The following is a 26,532-nucleotide window of genomic DNA, read 5'->3' on the forward strand; positions in this document are numbered from 1 at the left end:
CTTCTTTGTGAAACGCTTAATCCTTGTTATCTATTTCTTAAGTTCCTTTATTTATGGTGTTGAAGTAGAAAAGATAATAATTAAAGGGAACAAATTCATTCCAGAAGACGTTATAAAGGGCATATTAAAAACGAGAGAGGGAGCGGAGTTCTCCTTAGAAAGGATAAGGGAAGATATAAGAAGGCTTTTCAGAACTGGACTCTTTAAAAGGATAGAGGTTTATTCGGAGGACGGAAATAAAAACGGAAAACCCGAAGTAATATTTGTGGTTGAAGACCTACCCGTAATATACAAGGTTGAGTTTAAGGGAAATGATGAGATAAGCGATGACGAGCTAAAGGAGATTTTAGGTATAGAAACGGAGCTGGGAGAGGTTGACGTTGAAGAGGCAATAACCGGATACACCTCAAGCCCAGCAATTGAGGAAAGGGTCGGAATTCTAAAAACCCTAAAACTGGGGAGGATACTCACATACAGGGAGATAGAGAACTTAAAAAAGAGAATCCTTGAGTATTATGAAAAAGAAGGATTTGTTGGAACAAAAGTTGATTATAAACTCATACCAAAAAAAGGAGCTTCAAAGCTCGTATTCATAATAAAAGAGGGAGAAAAGGTATATGTAAAGAACATAGAAATAAAAGGAAATAAGAGCTTCAGCGCCAGGAAGATAAAGGGACTCCTTACGCTTAAAGAGCCTAATATATTCCTCTTCAGGCTTCATCCCGCTTACAGCGAGGAAATACTTAAGGAAGATGTCGAGAAAGTTAAGGAGTTTTACAAGAGTGAGGGATTCCTTGAGGCGGAGGTTTCTTATTCCGTAAAGAGAGAGGGAGCGGCAAGGTATATAACCATAGAGATAAAAGAAGGACCGAGGTATGAACTCGAAAAGTTAATAATAGAGGGTAATAAGCTTTACGCATACTCGGAGCTCGTTGGCAATATTCTCAAGAAAAACAAAAGGAAGGGAGGTTATTTCAGAAGGGAGATAATAGAGAAGGTAAAGAAAAATATAAGGGATAAATACGGGGAAATAGGCTTTCTAAACGTGAGAATTGAGGAAAAGGTAAAGGTTGATACAAATAAAAAAGAGGTAATCGTAGTTCTTAAAGTTTACGAAGGTAGCCCCGTTTACGTTAACAGAATAAGGATAAAGGGAAATTACGAAACGAGAGATTACGTAATCAGGAGGGAGATGAGGGTTCAGGAAAACGAGCTCGCTGTGAAAAAGGGAATAGAACGTTCTCGTTCAAGGATTATGAATCTCGGCTACTACGAAGAGGTTCAGATAGAACCTTTCCCAAAGGGAGGGGCAAAATGGGACCTTCTCGTAAAGATAAGGGAGAGATTCACGGGCCAGTTTTCCGTAGGACTATCCTATAACGAAATAACGGGACTCTCCGGATTTATCCAGCTCAGGAAGGGAAACTTCAGGGGAACGGGTGATATAGCTGGGATAAGCATAAGCTACGGTTCACAATACCGGAACAACTCTATTTCCTACACGAGAAAGTGGTTCCTGAAAAAGCCTATGGACTTGGACCTTTCCGCCTTTGACAGGAGAATTGAGTATACAACCTATACAGTTCAGAGAACGGGATTCTCGGTAGCTTTATCGAGAGAGTTTTGGGAGTACTGGAGAGCTTCTATAGGAACTTCATTCCAGAAGATTAAATATAGCGATATATCGGAAGATGCGGTTTCCTACATAAAGGAGCAGGCAGGAGAGAGGGATTCAAGAAAGATATTCTTTAGCTTAAGGAGGGATACGAGGGACTTCTATCTCATTCCCACAAAGGGTTCTCTCTTCAGTTTGAAGAATACCCTCGGCGTCGGATTACTCGGTGGCGATGAGAAGTTTTACAAGTTTGAGCTTGAAGGTGCAAAGTTCTTCAGCGATACTTACTTTGACACGGGCTTAATTCTGGGTTTGAGGGGAGAAATTGGATTTGTTGAAGCGTACGGAGGGAAAAAGGTTCCTATAGATGAGCGATTCTTCGTAGGTGGTGATTTCTCGGTAAGGGGATACGAATACGGTTATGCGGGTCCCTTAGACCCAAAAACTTTAGACCCTATAGGTGCAAAGAAGAAAGTTTTGGCGAGTGTGGAGCTTACATATCCGATTTTTAAAAAGATGCTTTACCTTGCCGCCTTTTTCGATTACGGACTCGGTGCGGACAGATGGAAAGATTTCAAACCTTCAAACTTCAGGGGAGGCTACGGAGTTGGTATAAGATTTATAACACCCTTTGCACCCATTCGTGTTGACTGGGCCTTCAAGACTAAAAAAGTTCCGGGAGACACAAGCACCTCGAGGATTCACTTCGTCTTAGGAACATTCTTCTAAGTGCCTCATGACATGCTCCATATCCTTATCCCCCCTTCCCGATAGATTTATAACGACTATTCCTTCCCTTCCGAGTTCTTTTGCAATCTCAACCGCTTTTATAACAGCGTGTGCACTCTCAAGGGCGGGAATTATTCCCTCGGTTTTCGCAAGGAGTTTAAATCCCTCAAGGGCTTCCTCATCGGTTACGCTCGTGTACTCGGCCCTCTTTATCTCGTGGAGGAGAGCGTGCTCTGGTCCTACGCCGGGGTAATCGAGTCCGGCGGATATGGAATGGGTGGAGAGTATCTGACCCTCTTCATCCTGAAGGAAGTAGCTCTTCATCCCGTGTAAAACGCCTACGCTCCCCCCGCATATGGAAGCTGCGTGTTTTCCCGTTTCAAGCCCGTATCCCCCCGCCTCAACACCTATAAGTCTTACCTCTTTGTCTTCAACGAATGGGTAAAAAATTCCCATAGCGTTGGAACCGCCACCTACACACGCAACGATTGCATCGGGAAGCCTTCCTTCCTTTTTTAGTATCTGTTCCTTTGTTTCCCTTCCTATTACACTCTGAAAATCCCTCACAATCATCGGAAAGGGGTGGGGACCCACCACCGAGCCTATCACGTAATGGGTGTTCTCAACGTTTGTTACCCAATCCCTCAGAGCCTCGTTTATGGCATCCTTTAGGGTTCTGCTTCCGCTTTTTACAATTCTCACTTCCGCTCCCAAGAGCTTCATCCTGAATACGTTAAGGGCTTGCCTTTCCGCATCTTCCTCACCCATGTAAACTACACATTCAAGCCCCAACAATGCGGAAGCTGTAGCGGTTGCAACCCCGTGCTGACCAGCTCCCGTTTCCGCTATAACCCTTTTCTTACCCATACGCTTTGTGAGAAGACACTGACCTATCGTGTTATTTATCTTATGGGCACCCGTGTGGAGCAAATCCTCTCTCTTCAGGTATATCTTTGCTCCTCCTACGTGTTTTGTTAGTTTCTCCGCGTAGTATAAAGGGGTTGGTCTCCCTGCATACTCCCTGAGGTAGTAATCAAACTCCTTTTTAAACCCTTCGTCTTCTTTTAAGGATTTATACTTTTCTTCAAGCTCTTCAAGGGCGTACATTAAGGTTTCGGGAACGAACTTTCCCCCGAACTCTCCGAAATAGCCTTTTTCATCAGGATATTTATACATAAAGGTTATTTTATCCTTACCTTGCTCGTTATCCAATCAAGAGTTATGTGAAATAAATCCGCCAATAATAAACCACCTACAAAGTAAAGGGTTTCTGTTCTTCTTATTAGGTTTTCTAAAAACTCAAAGGGGTTTAATTTATAAATCTCTGTCTTTACATCAAGCAGGCTAAGTATTCCGAGGATTACGAAAAATAAGAAGAGAGAAATGAATATGAGATAAAAAAGTTTAACGAAGGTCCCGAGGAAAGGCTTATGGGTTATACCCCTGTGTTTTGAGAAAAACCAAAAGGGAAACCATATTGCTTTTAGAAATTTTAATCTTTGCGAAGGTTTAGAATGACTCAGGTCTATGTCGGGGGAAAGGAGAAAAGTTCCGAGGAAGTATCCCGTTCCGAAGTAAATTAAATAATCCTTTGGAATTACGAAAACAAAAGGGGTAAACATAACGACGTTAAAGGCTTCATGCCCCTTATAGGATGCCATTCTCTATATCCTCCAGAACGGGCATCCCGTTCTGTAACTTGTATAGAATTCTCTTACCTTTTTTCAAATAAGGAAGTAATTCTTTTTCATGGAAGGAAAAACGAACTCCGTTTATCAATAAACCCTTAGGGGATAATTCTACTTTTTTCACAGTTGTTATAAATATGGGCTCGGGATTACCCTCACCAAAGGGTTCAAGCTTTCTTATTGCTTTCAGGGTTTCCTCATTAATCTTCTCAGGGCTAAGCTCCATATCAACGGGAGTTATAAGCTGAGCTCTCTCAACCTCTCTAAAGAGTGCGTTTACCTTTTCCCTGAACTCCTCAAGCCTTTGGGTTGGGAGAGTAAGTCCCATGGCCTTATCGTGTCCCCCCCACTTTAAAAACATATGGGAGAGAGTCTTCACCCTATCGTAAACCTCTATTTCCTCGGTGCTCCTTATAGAACCGACGGATTTATTTCTTCCCTTTGAAAACACCGCAACAGGTTTTCCGAAGTGGTGGGATAACCTCCCCGCAACTATACCTAGTATACCGGGATGCCAATTCTCATCCCATACTACGATAAAGGAATCTTCCTTATGCTTCTCCGCCTTTTCGAGGGCTTCTGCATAGGTTATGCGTGTAAGGTATTGTCTTTTTTTATTTATCTGGTCAAGCTGAAGGGCTAAGCTTCTTGCCTTTCTTTCATCTTCTTCAACGAGTAAGTTAAGGGCAATATCGGGTTTTGATATTCTTCCGGCAGCGTTCAATCGGGGAGCGAGGGAGAAGTAAACGTCCTTAGAGCTTATGTTCTCTCTACCCCGAAGTGCTATCTCAAGAAGTGCCCTCACACCTGCCTTATTAACCTTCCCCCGCGCTACGAACTCGAGAAGTTTAAGACCTTTATAGGAAAGTATCCTGTTTACCCTTTTGAGGGGCATGTAGTCCGCAAGCAGTCCAAGGGCTACGAGGTCAAGGAAGCTTCTCGGGTCCTCATCTATATTAAGCTCCCTTATAAGCCCTGCTGCAAGGAAAAAGACTACCGCGGAAGAGGAAAGATATTTCAATCCCTCAGAAGCTCCGAGTTTTGGATTTATAAGTATGGCCTTCTTAGGTATTTCATCGGGAATGTTGTGGTGATCCACAACTATTGTGTCTATTGAGGACCTGTCTATCTCCCTCACCGCGGAAGTTCCGTTATCAACGGTTATGAGAAGGTTTCCGTATCTCTCAAATACTTTCATTAAATTCTCGTTAAGACCGTATCCCGTATTCCTGTCGGGAAGGACAGGAATTACCTTTGCACCTACCTTTTTGAGAATTTTATAAAGAATAGCGGTTCCCGTTATCCCGTCAACGTCGTAATCCCCGTAAATTATTATTCTCTCTTTCTTCTTAACCGCCCTTAGTATTCTCTCAACCGCTTCCTCCACTCCCCCGAGTTCCTTTAACGATGGAATGCTTGAAAGCTTAGGTTCAAGGATGAGTTCCGCTTCCTTCTCAAATCCTCTGTTTGCTAAAAGCTGTGCGAGAATCTTCCCGTATTTTCTTTCAAGCTCTTCGGGGGGTTTTACGTGTTCGTATAGTAATTCCCACTTTCTTCCGCTTACACCCCGCATTCAAGTTCTATTTTAGGTCAGCCCTATCTCCCTTTCTATTCTCTGGATTCTTCTTTTATACTCCTCGTATGTAATCTTCCCGTTTATCAACATATCTGGAAGCCTGTTTATCTCCTGCTCAAGCTCCTTCAGTTTTCTATCTTCCGACGCCTTTATAAATACCCTGTAGAGTTTAAAGAAATTAACCTCAAAGGGTGTGAAAATTGTTCTCAGCTTATTAAACTCCCCCTTCTTAAGTATCTCTTTTACGTTTTCAAGGAGCCTTAACATATCGTAAGGCTCTCTATCCCTCTTCTTTGACTTTATTATGGGCTCGGATGTTCCCTCCTCTCTGCATACAAAGGTATAACTCTCTCCTTCAGTAAATACCTCAAGCAGGAGCTTATGCCCGTTTATCTCAAGCTTCTCGTAAAAGAGCTTTTCCCCGTAAAAGGGGAGGCTTGATTTTTCTCTCTCAAGAAACTCTTTAAAGGAAAGCCCTCCGAAGACCGCTATTATCTCCTTCCCGTATTCGTTTGCGAGATTTCCTATATTGAGAACGAGGAACTTTAAAAACTCCCTTGATATGTCCCTGTATCTTACCTTTATGCCGAGGATTATATCCATAAATCCCTTCTCAAACTCCGTGAAGAAGGAGGCTGACTTTAGGTTTGCGTTTTCAGAAAGGAGGAATCTCATCAAATCCTTTGAGGGCTTTACGTTAAGGGCAACAGGAGAGTTTATATCAAGGATTATCTCCTCACCTTCTTCAAATACGGATATGTTTATTACTGTAAAGCCCCATGGTATAAGGAAGTTGTTTTCTTCCCTGTATACCCTTATCCTCCCGAATATATCGGAGAGGTAGAGCTCAACGACGGAGCATACCCTTTTGAGCTTTTCCCTCATTTGTATTGAGATATTCTATCAACTTTACGAGAATATTAGTATGCGGGATATAGACCCAAAGACCTTGGAGAAGTGGGATAAGGAGTATTTCTGGCATCCCTTTACCCAGATGAAGGTTTACAGGGAGGAGGAGAACCTCATATTTGAGAGAGGAGAAGGTGTTTACCTATGGGATATATACGGAAGGAAGTATATAGACGCTATATCTTCGCTGTGGTGCAACGTCCACGGGCACAACCACCCGAAGCTCAACAACGCGGTTATGAAACAGCTTTGTAAGGTCGCTCACACAACAACCCTCGGGAGCTCAAACGTTCCGGCCATTTTGCTCGCAAAGAGGCTCGTTGAGATATCCCCCGAAGGGCTGAATAAGGTGTTTTACTCCGAGGACGGAGCGGAAGCGGTTGAGATAGCCATAAAGATGGCTTACCACTACTGGAGAAACAAAGGGATTAAGAATAAAAACGTATTTATAACCCTTTCCGAGGCTTACCACGGGGATACGGTTGGAGCGGTAAGCGTGGGGGGTATAGAGCTTTTCCACGGCACTTATAAGGACCTCCTCTTTAAAACGATAAAGCTTCCCTCTCCCTATCTTTTCTGTAAGGAAAACTACGGAGGGCTTAAACCCGAGTGTAGTTCCGAGCTCCTCAAGATGCTCGAGGATATTCTGAAGGAGAGGGACGATATAGTCGCGATAATCCTTGAGGCGGGGATACAGGCTGCCGCGGGAATGCTTCCTTTCCCGAAGGGCTTTTTAAAAGGAGTGAGGGAACTTACCAAGAAGTACGATGTTCTCATGATTGTTGACGAGGTTGCGACGGGATTCGGCAGAACGGGAACTATGTTTTACTGTGAGCAGGAAGGCGTAACACCCGATTTTATGTGTCTCGGAAAGGGAATAACGGGGGGATACCTCCCCCTTGCTGCAACGCTTACAACCGATGAGGTTTTTAACGCTTTTCTCGGAGAGTTCGGGGAGGCGAAGCACTTTTACCACGGGCATACATACACGGGAAATAACCTTGCCTGTTCTGTAGCACTCGCAAACTTGGAAGTTTTTGAGGAGGAGAAAACCCTTGAGAAGCTCCAGCCGAAGATAAAGCTACTCACCGAGAGGTTAAAGGAGTTCTGGGAGCTGAAGCACGTGGGAGATGTGAGACAGCTCGGCTTTATGGCCGGGATAGAGCTCGTTAAGGACAAAGAAAAAGGAGAGCCCTTCCCATATGGAGAGAGAACCGGGTTTAAAGTTGCCTACAAGTGCAGGGAAAAGGGTGTTTTCCTCAGACCCCTGGGGGACGTTATGGTTCTCATGATGCCCCTCGTTATAAAGGAGGATGAGATGAACTACGTAATTGATACGCTAAAATGGGCTATAGGGGAGCTTGAGAAAGAGGTAAAGTAATGGGAAAAAAGAAGGAGTTAAAAAGGGCGATAGTTATAGACAGGGAAGCCCAACTCATACAGGTTTACACCCTTGATGAGGAAAAGACTTACAGGGGAATACCGAGGGGAAAGGTTCTCAAAAAAACGAAGATTTACGCAGGTGATTACGTTCGGGGTGAGGTTGTTGACCCAAATACCTTTGCCATTGAAGAAGTAGAGGAGAGAAAGAACCTCCTCATAAGGCCAAGAGTCGCAAACGTAGACAGGGTTATTATCGTCCAGACCCTTAAGATGCCCGAGTTTAATAACTACCTCCTTGATAACCTCCTCGTCGTTTACGAGTATTTCGGCGTTGAGCCCGTAATAGTCTTTAACAAGATAGACCTCCTGAACGAAGAAGAAAAAAAGGAGCTTGATTACTGGGTAGATATATACACAAAAGCGGGATACGACGTTCTTAAGGTGAGTGCGAAAACGGGAGAGGGAATACAGGAACTCATTAACTATCTTGAAGGCTTTATATGTATTCTTGCTGGACCATCGGGTGTGGGAAAGAGCTCCATTCTTTCAAGGCTAACGGGAATTGAGCTGAGAACTCAGGAGGTGAGCGAGAAAACGGAAAGGGGAAGGCACACGACCACGGGTGTGAGGTTAATACCCTTCGGTAAAAACTCCTTTATAGGTGATACACCCGGTTTCTCAAAGGTAGAAGCAACCATGTTTGTAGAACCGAGGGAAATAAGAAAATACTTCAGGGAGTTTCTCTCTTACACCTGTAAGTATCCAGACTGCACCCACACGAATGAGCCTGGGTGTGCGGTAAAGGAGGCGGTAAAAAAGGGCGAGATATCCTGCGAGAGGTATAAAAGCTACCTCAAGATGTTAAAGGTATACCTCGAAGAAATAAAGGAGCTTTGTGGTTAGAAATGAGAATAGCGTCAATAGATATAGGCTCTTACTCCGTTAGGCTTACTATCGCGGAGATAAAGGAAAAGGATATAAAAATCCTTCTTGAGAAGGGAAGGATAACCGCTCTCGGGACGAAAGTTAAGGAAACGGGATACCTACAGGAGGACAGGATAAGGGAGACCCTGGAAGTTTTAAAGGAGTATAAAGAAGAAATAGAGAAGTATAAAGTTGATAGGATTGTTGCCGTTGCAACGGAAGCCCTAAGGCGGGCAAAAAACGGGAATGAATTTATAGAGAGGGTAAAAAGGGAAACGGGAATAGAGGTGAAGATTATAACCCCTGAGGAAGAGGGAAGATACGCTTACCTTGCGGTTGCATACTCCCTTAATCTGAAAGGGGAGCTATGCGTTATCGACCAGGGAGGCGGTTCAACGGAATACATATTCGGAAGGGATTTCTCAATAGAGAATATAATCTCACTGCCCTTCGGGATAGTTAACCTTACGGAAACCTTCTTCAAGCATGACCCCCCGAAGGAAGAAGAGATAAAGGAGTTCTTCGCATTCCTTGAGAGGGAAATATCAAAAGTAAAGAGGGATTGCGATTATCTCGTAGGGCTTGGCGGGACCATTACAACCCTCGTAGCTCTTGAGTATAACGTGTACCCTTACGACCCGAAAAAGGTTCACGGCAAAAGACTCAGCTACGAGCAGATAAAGAAGTGGTTTGATACCTTGAAAGAACTTCCTTCAAAGGAACGGAGCAGGAGGTTTAAACAGGTTGAGGACAAGAGGGCGGAAGTAATACTTGCGGGAATAGGCATATTCTTAAAGACCCTTGAGATTTTCGGGAAAGATGAGCTTTACGTAAGCGACTGGGGACTCAGGGAAGGCGTTATAGTTTCAGAAGCGTTAAAGGAACACCATTCCGAGGTAAGCGACAACTTGTGAGTAATCCCCCGTAACCACACCCGAATTAGTGTAATCTATTACCACTCCCTTTGTAGCTCCCAGAACCTTTGCCGCTTCTATACCCACAACCGCGGGAACAACTCCGCACATCGTTATGTTATACTGAACCGCCTTAAAGTATAGCTCCTCTGTATTTAGCCTCTCCATAGCGGATATGAGAATCTCGTCCTTCTTCCTCGCCTCATCCGCAGGAATGTAATGGCTCATATCCGAGCTAATTACTATTAAGGCATCTTTCCCCTTTAGAACCTCACCGAGGAATCTCCCGAAGCTCTTTGCGACTTCGTAGTCTATAAAGGCAAGGACTATCGGAAGAATCTTAAACTCTCTTTTTGCGTATCTCTGAAGGAAAGGGAGCTGAACCTCTAAGGAGTGCTCGTAAAGGTGTGCGTATTCATCCTGTTTAGCGTAGGGAAATTTTAAAACCTCTTCCCTTAAGGATTTGTCTATTTCCACATAACCAAAGGGGGTTTCCCAGGCGTCTCCGCTGTAAACGGATATGGGCTCTCCGTATCCCGTATGATTTGGACCCAAGAGAACAACGTGTTCGGGTATCTCAACACTTTTGTAAACCTCACAGGCGGTTCTACCGCTGTATATGTATCCCGCGTGGGGAACGAGTACCGCCTTTGCCTTTATCTTTTCTTTCGGTTCTTCACCGCATAAAAGGTTTATTAATTTCTCAAGCTCTTCCCTTCTTGATGGGTAAAAAGTTCCTGCAACCGCAGGTGTTCTTACCACCATCTCTTAAAAGTTAAAGAAAGAGGAAGAGGAATCAAGCCTCCTCAAGCATCTTCCTTATGTCTTCGGGAAGCTCTCCGAGAACGTCTTTCACTTCACCCCAAGATACGTGACGTTTCAGAACCCTGAATACCGCCTTCGTAACTTTTTCCGCCTCTTCCAAGCTGCTGATATCAGCGGGTCTCCTTAGACCCGGGTGATTCATGACCCTTTCAAGGAAGTCCTGCTTGTGCTTTATGCTTTTGTCGGGAACCTTTGTGGGGTCCCATCCGTCACACCATACAGCTTTCAGAACCATGGGAAGCTGAGCTGCGAAATCCTTTCCTTCGCTTGCGGGAAGCCTATCCCTTAAAGTTTGAAGAACTGCTTTTAAAAGTCTGAAAGCTTTTTGCTCGTATTGAATCCCAAGCTCCTCCATAACTTCATGGACTATGGTATGTCCCTTGTGATACCATTCGTCAAAAAGTGCCATCTTTCCCACCTCCTTTCGGTTTAGTTTCCTTTTTTAAGATTTCTTTAGCTTTACATATATAAATTTACTTCATGCCTCAAAGTTTTGCAATAGGGGAAGTTTATTTACCCTCATGCCGTATCCCCATAAGAGGGCGTTCGCAACCGCTGGTGCTACGGGTGGAAGTCCAGGCTCACCCACTCCTCCCATGTGGGCGTCCGAGTTGAGTATATGAACCTCTATCTCGGGAATCTCATCCATTCTCAAAAGGGGATAGGTGTCAAAGTTTGTGTTCTTCACTCTCCCTTTTTCAAAGCTTACCTTTTCTTTGAGAAATGCGCTGAGACCCATTATTATAGCGCTCTCCATTTGGGATACAACGAGGTCTGGATTTACCGTTATGGGTCCTATATCTATGACACATACGACCCTATTTACCTTTATTTTTCCATCTTCGTAGGTTACTTCCGCGACCTGTGCAACATGGCTCCCGAAGGAGTAATGGTAGGCTATCCCCATAGCTTCTCCGAGCTTTGGTCTTCCCCATCCCGATACTTCCGCAACATGTTCAACAACCCTGTAAGCCCTTTCGTTTAGTTCAAGGAGCTTTAACCTCAGTTCAACGGGGTCCTTCTTTACCTCGTAAGCGAGCCTGTCTATGAAAGTTTCAACGGTGAAGGCGTTATGGGTGCTTCCCACGGACCTCCAAAACCATACGGGAACGGGCAGGTTTACCTCAACCCACTCAACTTTTACGTTCGGTATCTCGTAAAACATGTTATAAGCACCTTCAACCGCCGCGGGGTCTATTTTCACTTTTCTACCCGATGCTTTAAAAACGGAAGGAACGGCAATCTTGAATATGAAGGAATCAATGTTTCCTTCTTCCGTTATGCTTCCCCTTATGTTTGTCGCGTTCATGGGTCTGTACCACCCGGAGTTTATATCGTCTTCCCTCGTGTATATAAGCTTTACCGGTCTTTTAAGCTTCTTTGAAAGGATTAAGGCCTCCTCTATAAACTCGGGATTTGATTTCCTTCCGAAACCACCGCCAAGGTATGTCGTATAAACCTTTATCTTTTCTTCCGGAAGTCCCGTTATTCTCTTTGCGGTCATGAGGGCTGCGGTCTGTCCCTGCGTCGGTGCGTAAACTATACACTCGTCCTCCTTTACCCATGCGGTGCAGTTCATGGGTTCCATGGTTGCGTGATATAGGTAGGGAAGTATATAGGTCTCCTCAAGCTTAATCTTTGCCTTTCTGTAAACCTCTTCCGGTTTCCCGTCGTGTCGTGCAACGATACCTTTTTCCTTTAACTTCTTTGAAAAGAATCTTTCAAAATCCTCGTCGTTCCAACCTTCAATAGGGCTTTTACTCCACTCTACTTCAAGCTTTTCTCTTGCTTTCAAACATGTGTAAAAAGACTCACCGCATACCGCTACACCCGTTCTTATGGGAATTACGTCAATAATTCCCTTTTCCCTTTTTACACTTTCCTTATTCTTCACCTTCAGGGGCCTTGAACCGAAGGGTGCCCTCTCTATCACCGCATATACGCACCCCTCAATCTCCGCGTCTATGCCGAAAACCGCCCTTCCGTTTACCTTATCGGGAACATCAAGTCTCGGCATTGATTTCCCTATATACTTAAACTCGCTTTCATCCTTCAATCTCGGATTTTCGGGAACGGGAAGGCTCATAGCCTTTTTTGCAAATTTCCCGTAGGGATATTTCTCTTTCCCTGCGTATATGTATCCGTTTTCCGCCCTCAGTTGTGAGAGGGGAACGCCCAGTTCTTCCGAAGCGGCCTTCAGGAGCATCTCCCTCATGGAAGCCCCTACGTATCTGAGGAAGTCATACATATGCCTTACGCTCGTGCTTCCTCCCGTAAGTTGGACGCCCCACTTTGGGTCCACATACTTTTTTCCCGCGGGTGCGGCCTCGGGCCTAATCCGGTCCCAAGGAAAGTCAAGCTCTTCCGCAACAATCTGGGGAAGACCCGTGTAAACACCCTGCCCCATCTCCGATTTATTAACGAGAACCGTTAAGATGTTGTCCTCCGAAAGGTTAAGCCATATCTCCGGTGCGTAAGGAGGCCTTACCTCATCCGCTTTGAGGAGTTTATATCCACCTTGTGTTAGAACAATCGCAAGCGTTAAACCTTTTAAAAAGTCCCTTCTTGTTATCATTTTTCCACCCCCATTAACTCTGAAGCCTTGAGTATAGCCTTAAGTATCCTTGGATAGGTTCCGCACCTGCAGAGATGAGTTGACATTACGGAAAGGATTTCCTCCCTTGAGGGGGAAGGATTTCTATTTAGAAGAGCGTAAGCCTCCATTATCTTACCGGGCTGGCAGTATCCGCACTGGGGAACCTGGAGCTCTATCCACGCCCTTTTTATCGGGTGGCTTTCGGGAATACCTTCAATGGTTAAGATGTCTTTTCCATTTACCGCTTTAACGGGTGTTATACAGGACCTTACCGCCTCCCCGTTCACCACAACCGTGCAGGAACCGCATATCCCCTTACCGCATCCGAACTTTGTGCCTTTAAGTTTTAAGTCCTCCCTGAGAACCCAAAGAAGGGGTTTATCCTCATCAACTTTAATTGAGTAGACTTTCCCATTTACTTTTAATCGCATATTAAATCCTCCGAAAAATTTTTCTTTTTACTCTTCAAGAAGCATCTCGTTCTCTATTTCAAAGTAAACGTAATAGGCGTTTACAGGATTTACTCTGAAAAATACGGGAACCTGTGCGTAAGAGGGGTCTATCTTTAAAAGCTCTTCGTTTATCCTTTCCCTCACGCAATCAACGTCGCAACCCTCTTCTATTAAACGCCTTATGGTTTTCCTGAGGTCAAGTATATACTTCCTTGTCCAGCTCACCGCTTCCTTTATCTTTTCTTTCCCTATTAAAGGATTTCCGTGTCCCGGAAGGAGAATTTTGGGTTCCATTTTTAAGATTTCGTCAAGGCATTTCACCCAGCTCTTTGAGTTTCCCGAACCGAGAAAGGGAAGCCTGCCGTCAAAGACTATATCCCCGCTGAAGAGTATTTTCTCGTCGGGAATATATATAACTATATCCCCGTTCGTATGTGCCCTGCAGAGGTGCTTTACTTCAAACTTTCTGTAATCTTCATCAACCCTCAGGTAAATGTTTAAAGATTTAGTTATGGATATGCTTGGAGGAAGCAGTTCCGTTCCCTCAAGGTGCTCTTTTAAAAGCTTCTTCCTTGATAAAAAGAAGTTATAGCTTGATGGGTTAGAGAGATACTCAAAGGCGTGTTCGTGGGCTATCGTTTCCGCTCCGATTTCCCTGAAGGCCTTAATTCCATAAAAGTGGTCCGTGTGGTAATGGGTTATTACCAAGAACCTTATAGGTTTATCCGTTACGCTTCTTATAGTCTCAACGAGTTCCCTTCCCAGCTTGTAGGTGCTGAGAGCGTCAACAACCAATACGCCGTCGTTCGCCACGTAAAAGTAAGCGTTTGAGATAAATCCCCTGTTTTCGTAAGATACCTGTTCAAGGACACCAAAGACTCCGTAAACCCTGTCGGTAATCTTCCTTAAAGTCTCCTTAACGTGCTTCGGATACTCCTCTCCAAAGGCAAAAATAATGAGAAAGAGAAACAATATTGCCCTCATATTCCCCCCTTCACCTCTTTTATAGCCTCTTTTATGTCCTTATCCGCCTGCAGGAAAACTTTTACCTGCTCAGGGGTGAGGTATTTTCTAAAACCCTTTACGAGGTTCTGTATGTTTATGTATCCGACCTCAACGCTTCCGTCTTCCCTCTCAAGTATGTATATCCTGCAGGGTGCGAGTGCTCCGAACTGGGGAAATCCCCTTAAGATTTTCTCCCCGTAGGATAGATTACAGACGTAAAATACGCTCATTCTCGGTTTTTCGGAAACATCCTGAACGAGTAAGACGTTCATATTCTTCCCGTCAAGGGCGGTTTTTAAAAGAATTTTTACGTCTTCAAAGGAAAATCCCTCTATCACCTCCCTGTAAAGGAGCTTGCTTTCCTGAGCGAAAATGATTAAGGGAATTATCAAGAAAAGGAAAAACTTCCTCATCTGCTCACCTCTTCAAGGGTTTTTCTGAGGGTTCTGTAAGTGTTTATAACGAGCTGGGTTTCCTCCTCACTCATATTCTTGCTCTCTTCTGCAAGAAATACGATTTCCTTCATAGTTGTAAGCTTCACTCCTTCATTATCCTCATAAACCGCTATGCTGCAGGGAATTAAGTTCGTGAGGGAAGGAACCTTTACAAGGAGCTTTTCCTTTCCGGGGACGTCGCATGCGAGTATTATGGAGTACTTCATAAAGTCTTTAATACCTCTCCCTTCAAGGGCTTTAGATAGGGGGAGAACCCTTATAACTTTGAGCCCGTTCGCGTTGAGTTTTTCTTCAAGGGCTTTAACGGTTTCCTCAAAACTCTTGTTTTTCACCTCAACGGTGTAAAAGAGAAGTCTGAAGGGGTTCCCGAAGTAATACCTTATGAAGTAAAAAAGGGAAAGGGCGATAACAACCCCGATGAGGAAGGCTATTAACGCTCTCACTTACCACCTCCGTAGCACTCGTCGTATGTGTGATACTCCGCATCAAGAACCTTAACGTTTGGCTGAGTCCTCACCTTTATGTTCCCCTTCTTCTTAATGTAGTCTATCAGTATTTCGTAAACGGGAACGGGCTTGTATCCCGGCTCTATCGCTTCGGGTGGTGGTGGCGGTCCTCCGTAAACCGCAACGAGGTATTCCTTCTTCGGCTTTAGTTCTTTTCCACCAATCCTTATGTTTCTTAGTCTGTTGTATTGGGGACCGTTTATCTCTATCTCATACTCAACGTTCCAGAGTCTTGACATGTCTCCGCCCTGCTGGTAGAAGGGGTCGGGGTTAAAGACGTTATCCGCAACGTCCTCCCATACGGTTTTTAGCTGTTCTCCCGTTCTCTTTAGAACGTAAACGTTCGGATATGTTATCGCGGTATAGGCATAAACGTGGTCAACGGTTATCTTCTGCCCCGGAAGAACTACCGTCCCCCACCTGTATCCAGGAGAGGTCACGACATCAAGCTCTCCTCCGTAGTAGTCGTTGATAGCTTCTCCCACGAGCCAATCCCAGGTGCTGAAAAAGGTGTCCCTCTTGTAAAGCATTACCTCCGCGGTTCCTATCTCCTTTGATAGACCAAGTTTCTTATCAAGTTCTGCGTAATACTTGTCAACGAGTTTCTGGGCTTCCCTGTCCGCGGGTATGAGGTTGGAAGCAACGGGGTAAAGCTTATACCTAAGGTCCCTGATTCTTCCGTTTCTTATATCAAGGTCAAGCCTTCCCACAAACTTACCGTGGGAGCCCGCTATAACTACGTAGGTATTAGTTCCGGGAACCTTGTAAGCCTTCGGAACTACGTCGTGGGTGTGTCCCGAGATAATTATGTCAATTCCCTGAACCTTCTTTGCGAGAGCTATATCAAGGAGCAGTCCGTCGTGGGAGAGCAGGATTACCGCGTCAACCTTGTGTTTCTCCCTCAGCTCGTTAACGTATTCCTGCATCGTATCTTCTCTTATGCCGAAGCTCCATCCCTCTACGAACTGCCTGGGATTTGCTATAGGCGTGAAGGGGAAGGAGTTTCCTATAATTCCGAGCTTTACTCCTCCGACTTCCTTTATCGCGTAAGGTTTGAATACGAGGTCCCCCTCAAATCCGAACTCGTCAACTTCCCTTATGTTTTGGGAGATAAACTCACATCCCGCCTCTTCAAGCTCCTTTATTCTCTTAAGAACTATATCCTTACCGAAGGTGAACTCCCAGTGTCCCACCATAAGGTCGTATCCCGTAAGCTTCATCCAGTCAACTACCGATTTCCCTTCCGTGAATGTTCCTACCGCGGTCGTTATCCATGTATCTCCTCCGTCAAGGACGAGAACCTTATCCCTTCCCCTTTCCGCGATTATGTGCTTTATGAGCCACGTTATATGGGCTGCTCCCCCCATCTTCCCGAACTTTTCCGCAAGAACGGGAAAGTCCACACAGCTCATAAAGTAGGCTTCAAGGGTTCCGGGGGATATCTTGTAAAGCTTTAAAAAGTCTTTTCCCGTTATCGTTCCGGGAAGCCCTTTTAGGTTCTTGGGAGCTACGAGGTTCATGGGTTCGGAAAAGTAGTGGGGCTTCAGGTGTGCGTGCAAATCCGTTGTGAAGAGTAGCGTTACGTTCCCAACGGGCTTGAAGGAAAGTATGTCGTCAAGGGTCATCTTCGCGAGTGCGGAAACGGGATTTGAGGCGAGATAAGCTCCCGTAACTATCGCAAGCTCTAAAAAGTCCCTGCGGGTCAGATGCATACATTTACCTCCTTAAAGAAAAGTATAAAAAGAAAAAAGGGGATTACTTATTAATGGGGCTTTCGGGGTCGTGGAGGTAGGCGACGATGTCAGCAATCTCCCCAGGTGTGAGGAGGCCGTGGTATCCGAACCTGAACATTGTTGAACAGGGAACTTGGGACCAGGGGTTGTATATCCTATCGTAAGTCATCTTGGGGTCTATTCCCTTATTCGCGTATCCCCTTAGGGAAGGTCCGATATTACCGCACGCTATTATTCTGGGGTCTCCGCAGTGGCAAGCGTAACAGTTCCCCTTCTTGCTTCCTCCCTTCTTTCCGTAGAGAGCCTTATACTCTTTAGGAAGAAGTGCAAGAGATTCACCTTTCTTCCAGTCTCCTACGAGTTTTCCGTCCTCGGGATACTTAATGGTTGCCTTCATATCCTTAATGAACTGAACTACGTCTATACCTTCCGGAGCAATTTGTGCGGGATTTGAACAGGCCTTTTGCCACTTGTCCTGAGCTGCAAGTGCCCTTCTGAACTTAGCGGCTTTATCCCCTTTCTTCTTTTTCTCGGTCTTTGCTTTTGCCACCGTCATGGGCTTTTCTTCTTTAGCCGCCTGGGATGCGGGCTGACAGGCTATAACACCTGCACTCAAAAACATTACAAAGAGAACTTTACCCTTCATATCTTAACCCCTCCTTATCTCAAGAGACCGGGAACTTCTATGGTTGCACCGTTTGCAGCTTTCTTCATAAAGAGCTCAAGGGCTATAACTTCCTCTATGTAGAAGGGAGGCTTCTTAACCCAGTTTTTCTTAAAGTCAAACTTTCCTTTCTCGGGGTCAAATAGGAAGAAGCTCTTGTAACATCCCCTTATTCTGTCTTCCATGGTCCAGAGCTTGTCCTTTGATATTCTGTATGCGGGCCAGTGGGCGTATAGCTTGTCCCTTACGGGAGCACCGAGCTTTTGGAGTCTTATCCTTTTACCTGCGAGAACTTCGTGACATATGGCGCACGAGAAGTCTCTCGCACCTACCCTCTTATACCAGAGTTCCTTACCGAGCTCGTAAAGTCTCTTCTCCTCGGGGTGCTTTAACTCTATCTGTATGGGCATTCCATTACTGAGAGTTGCAACGTATCCCGCAAGGGGAACAATATACTTTCTTCCCTTCTTTCCTTTTGCGTTAAAGCCCACGTACTTCTCAAGGCACGCCTTTATCCTTAGGTCCACATCCGCAACCTTTCCTATGTCGTTGTAGTATCTTGGCATCTTTGCGTAAGCACCTACGAGGTTAGCCCCGTCCTGTCCGTGGCAGGATGCACAGGTTTTTCCCGTCTTTCCCTTCAGGTTGTGGTAGTAATCTCTTCCCTCTTCAACTATGACGTCCGCGGGAGAAACTCCAAGCTCCTTTAAAATCTTGAGCTGCTCCGGTGTGGGAGCCTCAGCCTTAGCTAAAAAGAGAGCCCCACCGAGGAGTGAGGCAAATACAACCTTTCTCATGCTTAACCCTCCACCATAAGTTTTACGCTCTTTTCCCACTTACCACCTTTGTTATCTTCGTAGACTATCTTTAGCGTTCCGGACTCAACAGCCTTCATCTTAACCGCAAAGTAGGGATTTTTGCTTATACCAGCGGACGTGTTAATCTTCGTAACGAGCTTACCGTTCAGGTAGATATCAACGTGGGTTATGTAGTGAGCGGGTATTTTTTTACCGGTTTTGGGGTCCTTTCTAAGCCCCGTTTCCATGGGGTGGATGATAACCATCTGGAGCTTAAACACTTGTCCCTTTTTTAATCTTTTGGGAACTCTTACTATAGCCCTTCCTATTGAAGCCATACCACACCTCCGTAGTTTTTATTAACCGCAACCACCTACCGTGACCTTAACTTCCTTGTAAGCCATAAGATAAGAGCCGTCCTTGAGCTTAAGTATTGCCCTCACGGGAGACGTAGCTCCCATCTTTATTCTCGTTGCAAAGAATACCTCACCATTCAGGGGAGTGAACTCAACGTGAGCTATATAAGGGTTGGGATTCTTATCAACGAATATGTAAAGGGCTTCCACCTTTTCTATGGGAACCGTTGCGCTTACTTGTATGGGAACGTTTGCTCCGGATTCCGCTATGGATGGAGCCTTAATCTTTATCTGGTTTGATTCCTTTATTGCGGATAGTCCCACTCCCAGGTGTTTCTTGAGTGCATCCTCAAGGCTTACCTTTGCGTGAGCTGGGGAAATCACCGGCGAGATTCCAAGCATAAGGCCAGCTGCTGCCACACCGGCGAGCTTAAAGAAATCCCTTCTCGTCTTCATGACTAACACCTCCTTAAACTTGATTTATTACAAACCTTTATTAACATGGAAAGAAAAGTTTCCGCATCAAGGCTTCCGAAGAGTTTTGCAAGAACTTTTCCCTTAAAGGGGTCGTAGATTACAAAGGTCGGCGTTCCAATGGGGTCAAACTTCTCTGCCTCATCTTCGGAAATGTTTAAGGAAACAACTATAAAATCCCTTTTTAAAACTTTTTCGACCTCTTCATCTCCGAAAACGAACTCTTCAACCTGATGACAGTAAGGACAGTGCTCACTGTATATATAAACGAGGATTAACTTCCTTTCCTTTTTGGCAACCTCTACCGCCTTCTCAAAGTCTGTGAGCCAAGTTTGGGAAAAGGATAAAACCGTAAGAAGTATGAATATGAGTGAAAACTTTACCAAGCGCATGCCTGTAAAGAATATACGGCATTTGAAAACCTTGAGTTATAAGAAGTTCTTATAATCCCATTTCCCCCTTCTAATTTAAGCTTTTTCTGATATCGTGTTATCATTAAATCCCAAATATATACTTTAACGTTTTAAAATCTTCCTTATGAAACTGAACCTTTCCGAGGAGGAGGTTTTAAAGCTTTCCGAAGAATACAACGTCATTCCCGTATATACGGAAGTTCTGCTGGATACGGAAACGCCCCTCTCAATATTTCTTAAGTTAAAGGAGAAGGGGAATTTCAACATTCTTCTTGAGAGTGCTGAGGGGGGAGAAAAGTGGGGAAGGTATTCCTTTGTAATCCTCGGTTCTTCCTTTTATCTGAGGACAAGGAAAGAGCTCGGAGAGCTTTACGACAGGGGAAAGGTTGAGTTCTTCAAAACCGAGGACCCCCTCGGAAAGATAAAGGAGATAGTGAAGGAATTTAAGCCATACAACGATGGCGGACTTCCGAGGTTCTGGGGAGGGCTCGTTGGTTATTTTGCCTACGATATCGTTAAGTTTTACGAGCCCGTTCCCGATGAAAATCCCGACCCTGTGGGAACTTACGATATATACCTCGTTCTTACGGACGTGGTCGTAATTCACGACAACCTCACGGGAAAGATAAAGATTGTTGTTCCCGTCTTTAAAAGGGAAGATATAAGGAGAGAATACAGGAGGGCTGTTGAGCTTATAAACTCCGTTTTGAGAAAACTGAAGGAGGGTAAAACCACATTCCTTGACGTAGTTGAGAAGGAGCCTGAACTTTCAAACTGGCGTTCAAACTTCAAAAAGGAAGAGTTTGAAGGGATAGTTAAGAGGGCTAAGGAGTATATAAGGCAGGGGGACGTAATACAGGTCGTCCTCTCTCAGAGGTTCAGAAAACACTTTTACGGAAATCCGGACAGCATATACAGGATACTAAGGTTCATGAATCCCTCTCCCTATATGTATTACTTAGATTTCGGGGACCTGAAGGTGATAGGCTCCTCTCCGGAGATTCTTGTAAGGCTTGAGGGAAAAAGGATAGAAACGAGGCCCATAGCGGGGACAAGAAGGAGGGGAAGGAATGAGGAGGAGGATTTAGCCCTTGAGAGGGAGCTCCTTTCCGACGAGAAGGAAAGGGCGGAACACCTCATGCTCGTTGACCTTGCGAGAAACGACGTGGGAAGGGTTGCAAAAACGGGAAGCGTAAAGGTTGAAAACTTTATGCGAATAGAGAGGTATTCCCACGTTATGCATATAGTGAGCGATGTTGTGGGAGAACTGAAGGAGGGATACGACGCCCTTGACGTTCTCAAGGCAACGTTCCCGGCCGGAACGGTCTCGGGAGCACCTAAGGTAAGGGCCATGCAGATAATAGAGGAGCTTGAAAACGAGAGGAGGGGTATATACGCGGGAAGCGTTGGATACATATCCTTTCAGGGAAATATGGATATGGCCATAGCAATAAGAACCGCGGTCCTGAGGGACAGGGAGATATTCGTTCAGGCTGGTGCGGGAATAGTTGCGGACTCGGTTCCCGAAAGGGAGTGGGAGGAGACCGTAAATAAGGCAAAAGCCCTTATGAAAGCCATAGAGATGGCGGAGGTGAGCGGGGAGTTCACTTGAAAAGAGAACACGAAAGTGTAAAATATTATTTTCGGAAGGGCTTGGGGCGTAGCTCAACTGGCAGAGCACCGGACTTTGGATCCGGGGGTTCCAGGTTCGAGTCCTGGCGCCCCAGCCATTAAAATCCCATGAACGGAGTTAAACTGATTTCCTGCAACGCAAACAAAAGACTCGCGGAAGAAATCTCGGGTTATCTCGGTCTCAGGCTCACGGATACATTAATAACAACCTTCTCGGACGGAGAGATAAGGGTTCAGATAAACGAAAGCGTGAGAGGTTATCACGTATACGTAATAGCTTCCCTCTCAAATCCCGTGAATCACAACATAATGGAACTTCTCCTCACCCTTGACGCGGTAAGACGCTCCTCTCCTAGGGAGATAACCGTAGTAATACCTTATTACGCATACGGGAGACAGGACCGCCAGGACAAACCGAGAACTCCCGTAAGCGCGAAGGTTGTTGCTGACCTTCTTGAAACCGTCGGTGCGGACAGGGTTATAGTCGTTGACCTTCATTCTCCCCAGATACAGGGCTTTTTTGATATTCCCGTGGAACACCTTACCGCAATCCCCGTTCTTTACGACTACATAAGGAAGAACCTGATACTTGAGAATCCCGTTGTGGTTTCTCCCGATGCGGGAGGTGTGAAAAGGGCAAGGGATTTGGCCAATAAGCTCGGTTGTGGTGTTGCGGTAATCCTGAAGAGAAGGCCAGAACCCAATAAAGCGGAGGTTATGGAAGTTGTTGGAGACCTTGAGGGCAAGGAAGCCATAATCATAGACGATATCATAGACACCGCGGGAACGCTTACCGCTGCTGCAAACGCACTCGTAAGCAAAGGTGTTAAAAAGGTTTATGCCTGCGCTACCCACGGTATATTTTCCGGTCCTGCGGTTGAGAGGATAATGAACTCCCCCATAGAAAAGGTAATAGTGACGAATACCCTACCCGTTTACGAAAAAGAGTTCGGAAAGCTTGAGGTGGTCTCCATAGCTCCTCTCATAGGAGAGGCAATCAGGAGGGTTCACGAGGGAAGCTCCGTAAGCTCCCTCTTTTCCTGAGGATGAGTGAGAACTGTCCTAAATGCGGAGCTCTTCTTATTATAGTTGAGTGTTGCGGTGGGGGAATATGGTACTGTGAGAAGTGTAATGAGTATTACTACTACGGGGAGTTAATAGACGCGGAAAACGCTACTCAAATTCCTCCCGAGGAGGATTCTCAAGAAGGCGGTCCGCAACCCTCTTAGGTTCTTCCCCCTTAACTATCTCGTAAACCGCGGTGCATACGGGAGCGTATATATTTTTTTCCTTTACGATTTTATAAACCGCCTCCGCGGTCTTTATGCCCTCAACGGTCTGACCTATTTCCTTTAAGGCCTCTTCAACACTTAGCCCCTTACCCACAAGCTTTCCGAAGGTTCTGTTCCTTGAGAGGTCCGAGGTTGCGGTAAGTATAAGGTCCCCGGCACCCGAAAGACCGAAGAAGGTCTCCCTCCTCGCACCGAAGGCTTCTCCTATGCGGGCCATCTCGTGAATTCCCCTCGTTATGAGCGCGCTCCTTGCGTTGTAGCCATATCCGAGCCCGTCCGAAACACCTACCGCTATCGCTATCACGTTCTTGAGAGCCCCTCCGAGCTCAACTCCTGTGATGTCCGAGTTTAGGTAAACCCTGAAGTTCTTTGAGTTTATAGCTTTCTGAAGCTCAAGGGCTATCTCTTTATTCTCGTATCCCAGAACTACCGCGGTGGGAAGCCCCTTTGATACCTCTTCTGCAAAGGAGGGACCGGATAGAACGAAGAAGTTAACGTTGTGAATTTCCTTAACTATCTCGGAAATTCTCTTCAGTTTTTTTAAATGAATGCCCTTTGATGCGGATATAAAGTTTTTACCATTTAGCTCAATATCCTTTATAACGTCCTCTATAACCTGCGTTGGAATTGCACAAATTACATTTTTAAATTCAGAAATTTTGGAAATTTCCGTAGTTCCTTTTACGTTATTGAAATTAATTCCATCTATATACGGATGTTTCCCCTCGTTGATTTTATTTATTACTTCCTCGTTTATATCGTAAACTAAAACTTCGTGTCCGAGCCTGTCGAGGTGTGTTGCGAGTGCTACACCCCATCTTCCGCCGCCGAGTATGAAAAATCTCATAACTCGTTTATATTATAAGGGTTGAAAAGAGGGATTCTATCCCTTAAATTATAAGAAGCACTTTTTAACAAATCCTTAAAAATATTTCCTCATTTTTAAAAATCCCTTAAAAGGAGGTGCGTATGGGTAGAAAGGTTAAGTATATAATTGACCTGAAGTTTATAGAACAGCTCTCCGAGGAGGAAAAAAGAGAGCTCCAAAAGGTCACCGAGAAGTTCGCATTCAGAACGAACAACTACTACAACTCCCTCATAAACTGGGACGACCCCGACGACCCCATAAGGAGGATAGTAATCCCCACTACGGAAGAGCTTGAGGTTTGGGGAAAGCTGGACGCCTCAAACGAGAGCAAGTATATGAAGGTTCACGGTCTTGAACATAAGTATCCCGATACAGCCCTTCTTCTCGTTACCGACGTTTGCGGTATATACTGCAGGTTCTGTTTCAGGAAGAGGCTCTTTATGAACGACAACGACGAGGTTGCGAGGGACGTCTCGGAAGGACTTGAGTATATAAGGAATCACCCGGAGATTAACAACGTTCTACTCACAGGCGGAGACCCCTTAGTTTTAGCAACCTTTAAGCTTGAGAAAATCCTGAAGGCTCTTGCGGAAATTCCCCACGTGAGAATAGTAAGGATAGGTTCTAAGATGCTCGCTGTTAACCCCTTCAGAGTTTTAGACGACAAATCCCTACTTGAGCTTTTTGAGTGGTTCAACACAGAGACGGGTAAGAAGCTATACCTTATGAATCACTTCAACCACCCGAGGGAGCTTACGGACGAGGCAAAGAAGGCGGTTGAGCTCGTTCAGAAGACGGGAACGACCCTCACAAACCAGACACCTATACTCAAGGGCATAAACGACGACTTTGAAACCTTAAAGACGCTTCTTGAGGAGTTATCCTTCATAGGAGTTCCCCCCTATTACGTATTCCAGTGCAGACCAACCGCGGGAAATAAAGCATACTCAACACCCATAGAGGAGACTATTGACCTCGTTGAAGCAGTGAGGGCTGAAGTTTCTGGACTTGCTGCAAGGGTGAGATACGTTATGTCTCACGAAACGGGCAAGATAGAAATTCTCGGAAAAACGGAGGAACACGTCTTCTTCAGATATCACAGGGCTGCTGACACCGAAAACAGGGGTAAGTTTATGGTGTTCAAGAGAAATCCCGAAGCTCACTGGTTTGACGATTACACGGAACTCGTTGACGAGTATAAGGTTTCCTTATCCGAGGTTTCCTGAGCTCTCTTCTTTCTCCCTTTCTTTTTCGGGAATATAATTTAAATCCATTATGGAAATTTATCCCATGCACCTTCTCCTATCGCGTCTGGAGGAAGAGATAGAATACCAACAAAAGATTGCAACAACTTACCTTACGGGAACGCCGAGGTATTCCCCCGAAGTCGTTGAGAACGTATATGAGACGCTCAGAAGGGTGAGTGCAAACCTGAAGCTCGTCTCCCTCATACTGGGAGAGCTTGAAGAAATCCAGGAAAAGGAGCTGAGGGAGGAGGCCCTAATCCTGTCTTCCGAAAGCCTATCCCTTATATCCCTTCTGCTTCCCGCTGTTGAGAAGTTCTCCCCTTTCTTCCTTCAGGAGATAAGGGTTGAGAACAAACCCATACTTGAGAGGCTTGAAGAGGTAATAGCGGAAATAGAAAACGCTATAGAAAAGCTGGAGCTTTCCTCCTCGGTAAGCCTTACGAGAACACTTGAGAACCTCGCAAGCTCCTTGGAGATACATCTCCAGAAGGGGAAGAAAATTGCGGAAAGTGAAATTTAGACCTGAATGTAAAAAATCATATTATCTGATAAAAATTCTCATTAATTTAAATCCCTTGGAGGGATTAAGCAATGGTTAAGGAAAACATTCCCATTGTGGACTTTCTTAAAGAGTTCAAGGGCTCAATAATCATACTTACTCATGAGAGTCCTGACGGCGATTCCTTGGGGAGTGGTCTGGCACTTTACAAGTTCTTAAAGAAGAAAGGGAAGGAGGTTTACATAGGTTCTAAGGATAACGTTCCCCATTTTCTTGACTTTCTTCCGGGTGTTGAGGAGGTTATAAAGCCTGATGGTCGTTATTACGATGTCGGAATAGTCGTTGACGCCTCGGGATTTTACAGGGTAGGAACGGAGGTTAAGGTAGGCAAGAGAATAAGGATAGACCATCACGTAGGAGGTGAGTTTTACGGACCTTACGACTACATAGACCCCAACGCTCCAGCAACCGCGGCCCTCGTTTACGAGATTATAAAAGCCTGGGACGAGACAGCGATAGATAAGGATATAGCGACGTGCATATACACGGGTCTTGCTACGGATACGGGATTCTTCAGGTATTCAAACACGGACGAGAGAACCTTTGAGCTTGCAAGGGAGCTCGTTTATTACGGGGCGGACCCCTACTACGTTTACACGATGTTCTCGGAAAGGGAAAGCTTTAACAAGATGAAGCTCATATCAAAGGTTCTTGATACCCTTGAGCTTCACGAAGGAGGACTCGTTGCGGGAATAACCATTTTCAAACGCTTTCTTGACGAGACGGGAACGAAATACGAAGACACGGAAGGGCTTGTTAACTACCCCCGTTCAATAGAAGGCGTTAGGGTGGCTTACGCACTCATAGAAAGACCCGACGAAGGTGCATGGAAAGTTTCCCTGAGGGCAAAGGGAGACGTAAACGTCGGTAAGATGGCGGAAAGACTTGGAGGAGGAGGACATAAATACGCCTCGGGTGCT

At 45.2% G+C, this 26,532-nt stretch carries 27 protein-coding genes and 1 tRNA gene; 10 read left to right on the forward strand and 18 right to left on the reverse strand.

Annotated features, from left to right (window positions below; translation table 11 throughout):
• The first annotated feature begins 7 nt into the window (after positions 1-7).
• Positions 8-2,344, forward strand: a complete 2,337-nt coding sequence (gene bamA, locus ACYQZ0_RS07900) for an outer membrane protein assembly factor BamA (protein ID WP_459776050.1) — start codon at positions 8-10, stop codon at positions 2,342-2,344.
• Here the strand turns inward: bamA and trpB are convergent.
• The 4 genes from trpB to ACYQZ0_RS07920 are packed head-to-tail and all read right to left on the reverse strand — an operon-like array spanning position 2,327 to position 6,493.
• Entirely contained in the window at positions 2,327-3,520 is a 1,194-nt protein-coding gene (gene trpB, locus ACYQZ0_RS07905; RefSeq protein WP_459776051.1) for a tryptophan synthase subunit beta, read from the reverse strand. The two genes, bamA and trpB, sit on opposite strands and share 18 nt — an antisense overlap.
• A gap of 5 nt (positions 3,521-3,525) precedes the next feature.
• Positions 3,526-4,005, reverse strand: coding sequence for a DUF2227 family putative metal-binding protein (locus ACYQZ0_RS07910; RefSeq protein ID WP_459776052.1), 480 nt, complete (start codon positions 4,003-4,005; stop codon positions 3,526-3,528).
• Positions 3,992-5,605 (reverse strand): single-stranded-DNA-specific exonuclease RecJ, encoded by a 1,614-nt coding sequence (gene recJ / locus ACYQZ0_RS07915; protein ID WP_459776053.1) that lies wholly within the window; start codon positions 5,603-5,605, stop codon positions 3,992-3,994. Before recJ ends, ACYQZ0_RS07910 begins: the two co-directional genes overlap by 14 nt.
• Positions 5,606-5,617: 12 nt before the next feature.
• Positions 5,618-6,493 carry a hypothetical protein gene (locus ACYQZ0_RS07920; protein ID WP_459776054.1) on the reverse strand — a complete coding sequence of 292 codons (876 nt, stop codon included), beginning with the start codon at positions 6,491-6,493 and terminating at the stop codon, positions 5,618-5,620.
• Between the two features lie 40 nt (positions 6,494-6,533).
• On the opposite strand from ACYQZ0_RS07920, the gene bioA reads away from it, so the two are divergent.
• From bioA to ACYQZ0_RS07935, 3 genes are read left to right on the forward strand one after another with little or no spacing between them, the layout of a single operon-like run.
• Complete coding sequence (bioA, locus tag ACYQZ0_RS07925) at positions 6,534-7,898, forward strand: adenosylmethionine--8-amino-7-oxononanoate transaminase (protein ID WP_459776055.1); 1,365 nt, start codon at positions 6,534-6,536, stop codon at positions 7,896-7,898.
• Positions 7,898-8,803: a ribosome small subunit-dependent GTPase A gene (rsgA, locus tag ACYQZ0_RS07930; protein WP_459776056.1), complete on the forward strand. Its 906-nt coding sequence runs from the start codon at positions 7,898-7,900 to the stop codon at positions 8,801-8,803. Before bioA ends, rsgA begins: the two co-directional genes overlap by 1 nt.
• A gap of 2 nt (positions 8,804-8,805) precedes the next feature.
• Positions 8,806-9,738, forward strand: a complete 933-nt coding sequence (locus ACYQZ0_RS07935) for a Ppx/GppA phosphatase family protein (RefSeq protein WP_459776057.1) — start codon at positions 8,806-8,808, stop codon at positions 9,736-9,738.
• Here the strand turns inward: ACYQZ0_RS07935 and amrB are convergent.
• The 13 genes from amrB to ACYQZ0_RS08000 all read right to left on the reverse strand — a co-directional run bounded on the left by amrB (position 9,700) and on the right by ACYQZ0_RS08000 (position 19,993).
• Positions 9,700-10,503, reverse strand: a complete 804-nt coding sequence (gene amrB / locus ACYQZ0_RS07940) for an AmmeMemoRadiSam system protein B (RefSeq protein ID WP_459776058.1) — start codon at positions 10,501-10,503, stop codon at positions 9,700-9,702. The two genes, ACYQZ0_RS07935 and amrB, sit on opposite strands and share 39 nt — an antisense overlap.
• A gap of 31 nt (positions 10,504-10,534) precedes the next feature.
• Entirely contained in the window at positions 10,535-10,972 is a 438-nt protein-coding gene (locus tag ACYQZ0_RS07945) for a DUF2267 domain-containing protein (RefSeq protein WP_459776059.1), read from the reverse strand.
• 69 nt (positions 10,973-11,041) lie between these two features.
• Positions 11,042-13,138, reverse strand: a complete 2,097-nt coding sequence (locus tag ACYQZ0_RS07950) for a xanthine dehydrogenase family protein molybdopterin-binding subunit (protein WP_459776060.1) — start codon at positions 13,136-13,138, stop codon at positions 11,042-11,044.
• Complete coding sequence (locus tag ACYQZ0_RS07955) at positions 13,135-13,590, reverse strand: (2Fe-2S)-binding protein (protein WP_459776061.1); 456 nt, start codon at positions 13,588-13,590, stop codon at positions 13,135-13,137. Before ACYQZ0_RS07955 ends, ACYQZ0_RS07950 begins: the two co-directional genes overlap by 4 nt.
• A gap of 27 nt (positions 13,591-13,617) precedes the next feature.
• On the reverse strand, positions 13,618-14,595 hold the full coding sequence (locus tag ACYQZ0_RS07960) for an MBL fold metallo-hydrolase (protein ID WP_459776062.1): 978 nt from the start codon (positions 14,593-14,595) through the stop codon (positions 13,618-13,620).
• Positions 14,592-15,029, reverse strand: coding sequence for a DUF302 domain-containing protein (locus tag ACYQZ0_RS07965; RefSeq protein WP_459776063.1), 438 nt, complete (start codon positions 15,027-15,029; stop codon positions 14,592-14,594). Before ACYQZ0_RS07965 ends, ACYQZ0_RS07960 begins: the two co-directional genes overlap by 4 nt.
• The gene (locus tag ACYQZ0_RS07970; RefSeq protein WP_459776064.1) at positions 15,026-15,514 is read right to left on the reverse strand and encodes a DUF302 domain-containing protein; all 489 of its coding nucleotides are present in this window, start codon (positions 15,512-15,514) and stop codon (positions 15,026-15,028) included. Before ACYQZ0_RS07970 ends, ACYQZ0_RS07965 begins: the two co-directional genes overlap by 4 nt.
• On the reverse strand, positions 15,511-17,289 hold the full coding sequence (gene soxB, locus ACYQZ0_RS07975) for a thiosulfohydrolase SoxB (RefSeq protein ID WP_459776065.1): 1,779 nt from the start codon (positions 17,287-17,289) through the stop codon (positions 15,511-15,513). Before soxB ends, ACYQZ0_RS07970 begins: the two co-directional genes overlap by 4 nt.
• Before the next feature lie 43 nt (positions 17,290-17,332).
• Positions 17,333-17,956, reverse strand: a complete 624-nt coding sequence (gene soxX, locus ACYQZ0_RS07980; protein WP_459776066.1) for a sulfur oxidation c-type cytochrome SoxX — start codon at positions 17,954-17,956, stop codon at positions 17,333-17,335.
• 14 nt (positions 17,957-17,970) lie between these two features.
• Positions 17,971-18,771, reverse strand: a complete 801-nt coding sequence (gene soxA, locus ACYQZ0_RS07985; RefSeq protein ID WP_459776067.1) for a sulfur oxidation c-type cytochrome SoxA — start codon at positions 18,769-18,771, stop codon at positions 17,971-17,973.
• Positions 18,772-18,773: 2 nt separating this feature from the next.
• Entirely contained in the window at positions 18,774-19,109 is a 336-nt protein-coding gene (gene soxZ, locus ACYQZ0_RS07990; RefSeq protein WP_459776068.1) for a thiosulfate oxidation carrier complex protein SoxZ, read from the reverse strand.
• A 21-nt stretch (positions 19,110-19,130) separates the two neighbouring features.
• Positions 19,131-19,583: a thiosulfate oxidation carrier protein SoxY gene (gene soxY / locus ACYQZ0_RS07995; RefSeq protein WP_459776069.1), complete on the reverse strand. Its 453-nt coding sequence runs from the start codon at positions 19,581-19,583 to the stop codon at positions 19,131-19,133.
• 2 nt (positions 19,584-19,585) lie between these two features.
• Positions 19,586-19,993 (reverse strand): thioredoxin family protein, encoded by a 408-nt coding sequence (locus tag ACYQZ0_RS08000; RefSeq protein ID WP_459776070.1) that lies wholly within the window; start codon positions 19,991-19,993, stop codon positions 19,586-19,588.
• Positions 19,994-20,138: 145 nt separating this feature from the next.
• Here ACYQZ0_RS08000 and trpE point away from each other — a divergent pair, with 145 nt between their 5' ends.
• The 3 genes from trpE to ACYQZ0_RS08015 all read left to right on the forward strand — a co-directional run bounded on the left by trpE (position 20,139) and on the right by ACYQZ0_RS08015 (position 22,690).
• Entirely contained in the window at positions 20,139-21,626 is a 1,488-nt protein-coding gene (gene trpE, locus ACYQZ0_RS08005; protein WP_459776071.1) for an anthranilate synthase component I, read from the forward strand.
• A gap of 42 nt (positions 21,627-21,668) precedes the next feature.
• Positions 21,669-21,744: transfer RNA gene (locus ACYQZ0_RS08010), tRNA-Gln, on the forward strand.
• A gap of 10 nt (positions 21,745-21,754) precedes the next feature.
• Positions 21,755-22,690 (forward strand): ribose-phosphate diphosphokinase, encoded by a 936-nt coding sequence (locus ACYQZ0_RS08015; RefSeq protein ID WP_459776072.1) that lies wholly within the window; start codon positions 21,755-21,757, stop codon positions 22,688-22,690.
• A gap of 129 nt (positions 22,691-22,819) precedes the next feature.
• On the opposite strand, the gene ACYQZ0_RS08020 is transcribed toward ACYQZ0_RS08015, so the two are convergent.
• On the reverse strand, positions 22,820-23,785 hold the full coding sequence (locus tag ACYQZ0_RS08020; protein WP_459776073.1) for an NAD(P)H-dependent glycerol-3-phosphate dehydrogenase: 966 nt from the start codon (positions 23,783-23,785) through the stop codon (positions 22,820-22,822).
• A 122-nt stretch (positions 23,786-23,907) separates the two neighbouring features.
• Here ACYQZ0_RS08020 and ACYQZ0_RS08025 point away from each other — a divergent pair, with 122 nt between their 5' ends.
• From ACYQZ0_RS08025 to ACYQZ0_RS08035, 3 genes are all read left to right on the forward strand, one after another.
• Positions 23,908-25,032, forward strand: coding sequence for a KamA family radical SAM protein (locus tag ACYQZ0_RS08025; RefSeq protein ID WP_459776074.1), 1,125 nt, complete (start codon positions 23,908-23,910; stop codon positions 25,030-25,032).
• 49 nt (positions 25,033-25,081) lie between these two features.
• Positions 25,082-25,573, forward strand: coding sequence for a hypothetical protein (locus tag ACYQZ0_RS08030; RefSeq protein ID WP_459776075.1), 492 nt, complete (start codon positions 25,082-25,084; stop codon positions 25,571-25,573).
• Between the two features lie 71 nt (positions 25,574-25,644).
• Positions 25,645-26,532 (forward strand): DHH family phosphoesterase (locus tag ACYQZ0_RS08035; RefSeq protein WP_459776076.1); only part of this gene is annotated, 888 nt, incomplete at its 3' end.

This window comes from Aquifex pyrophilus, from assembly GCF_054656935.1.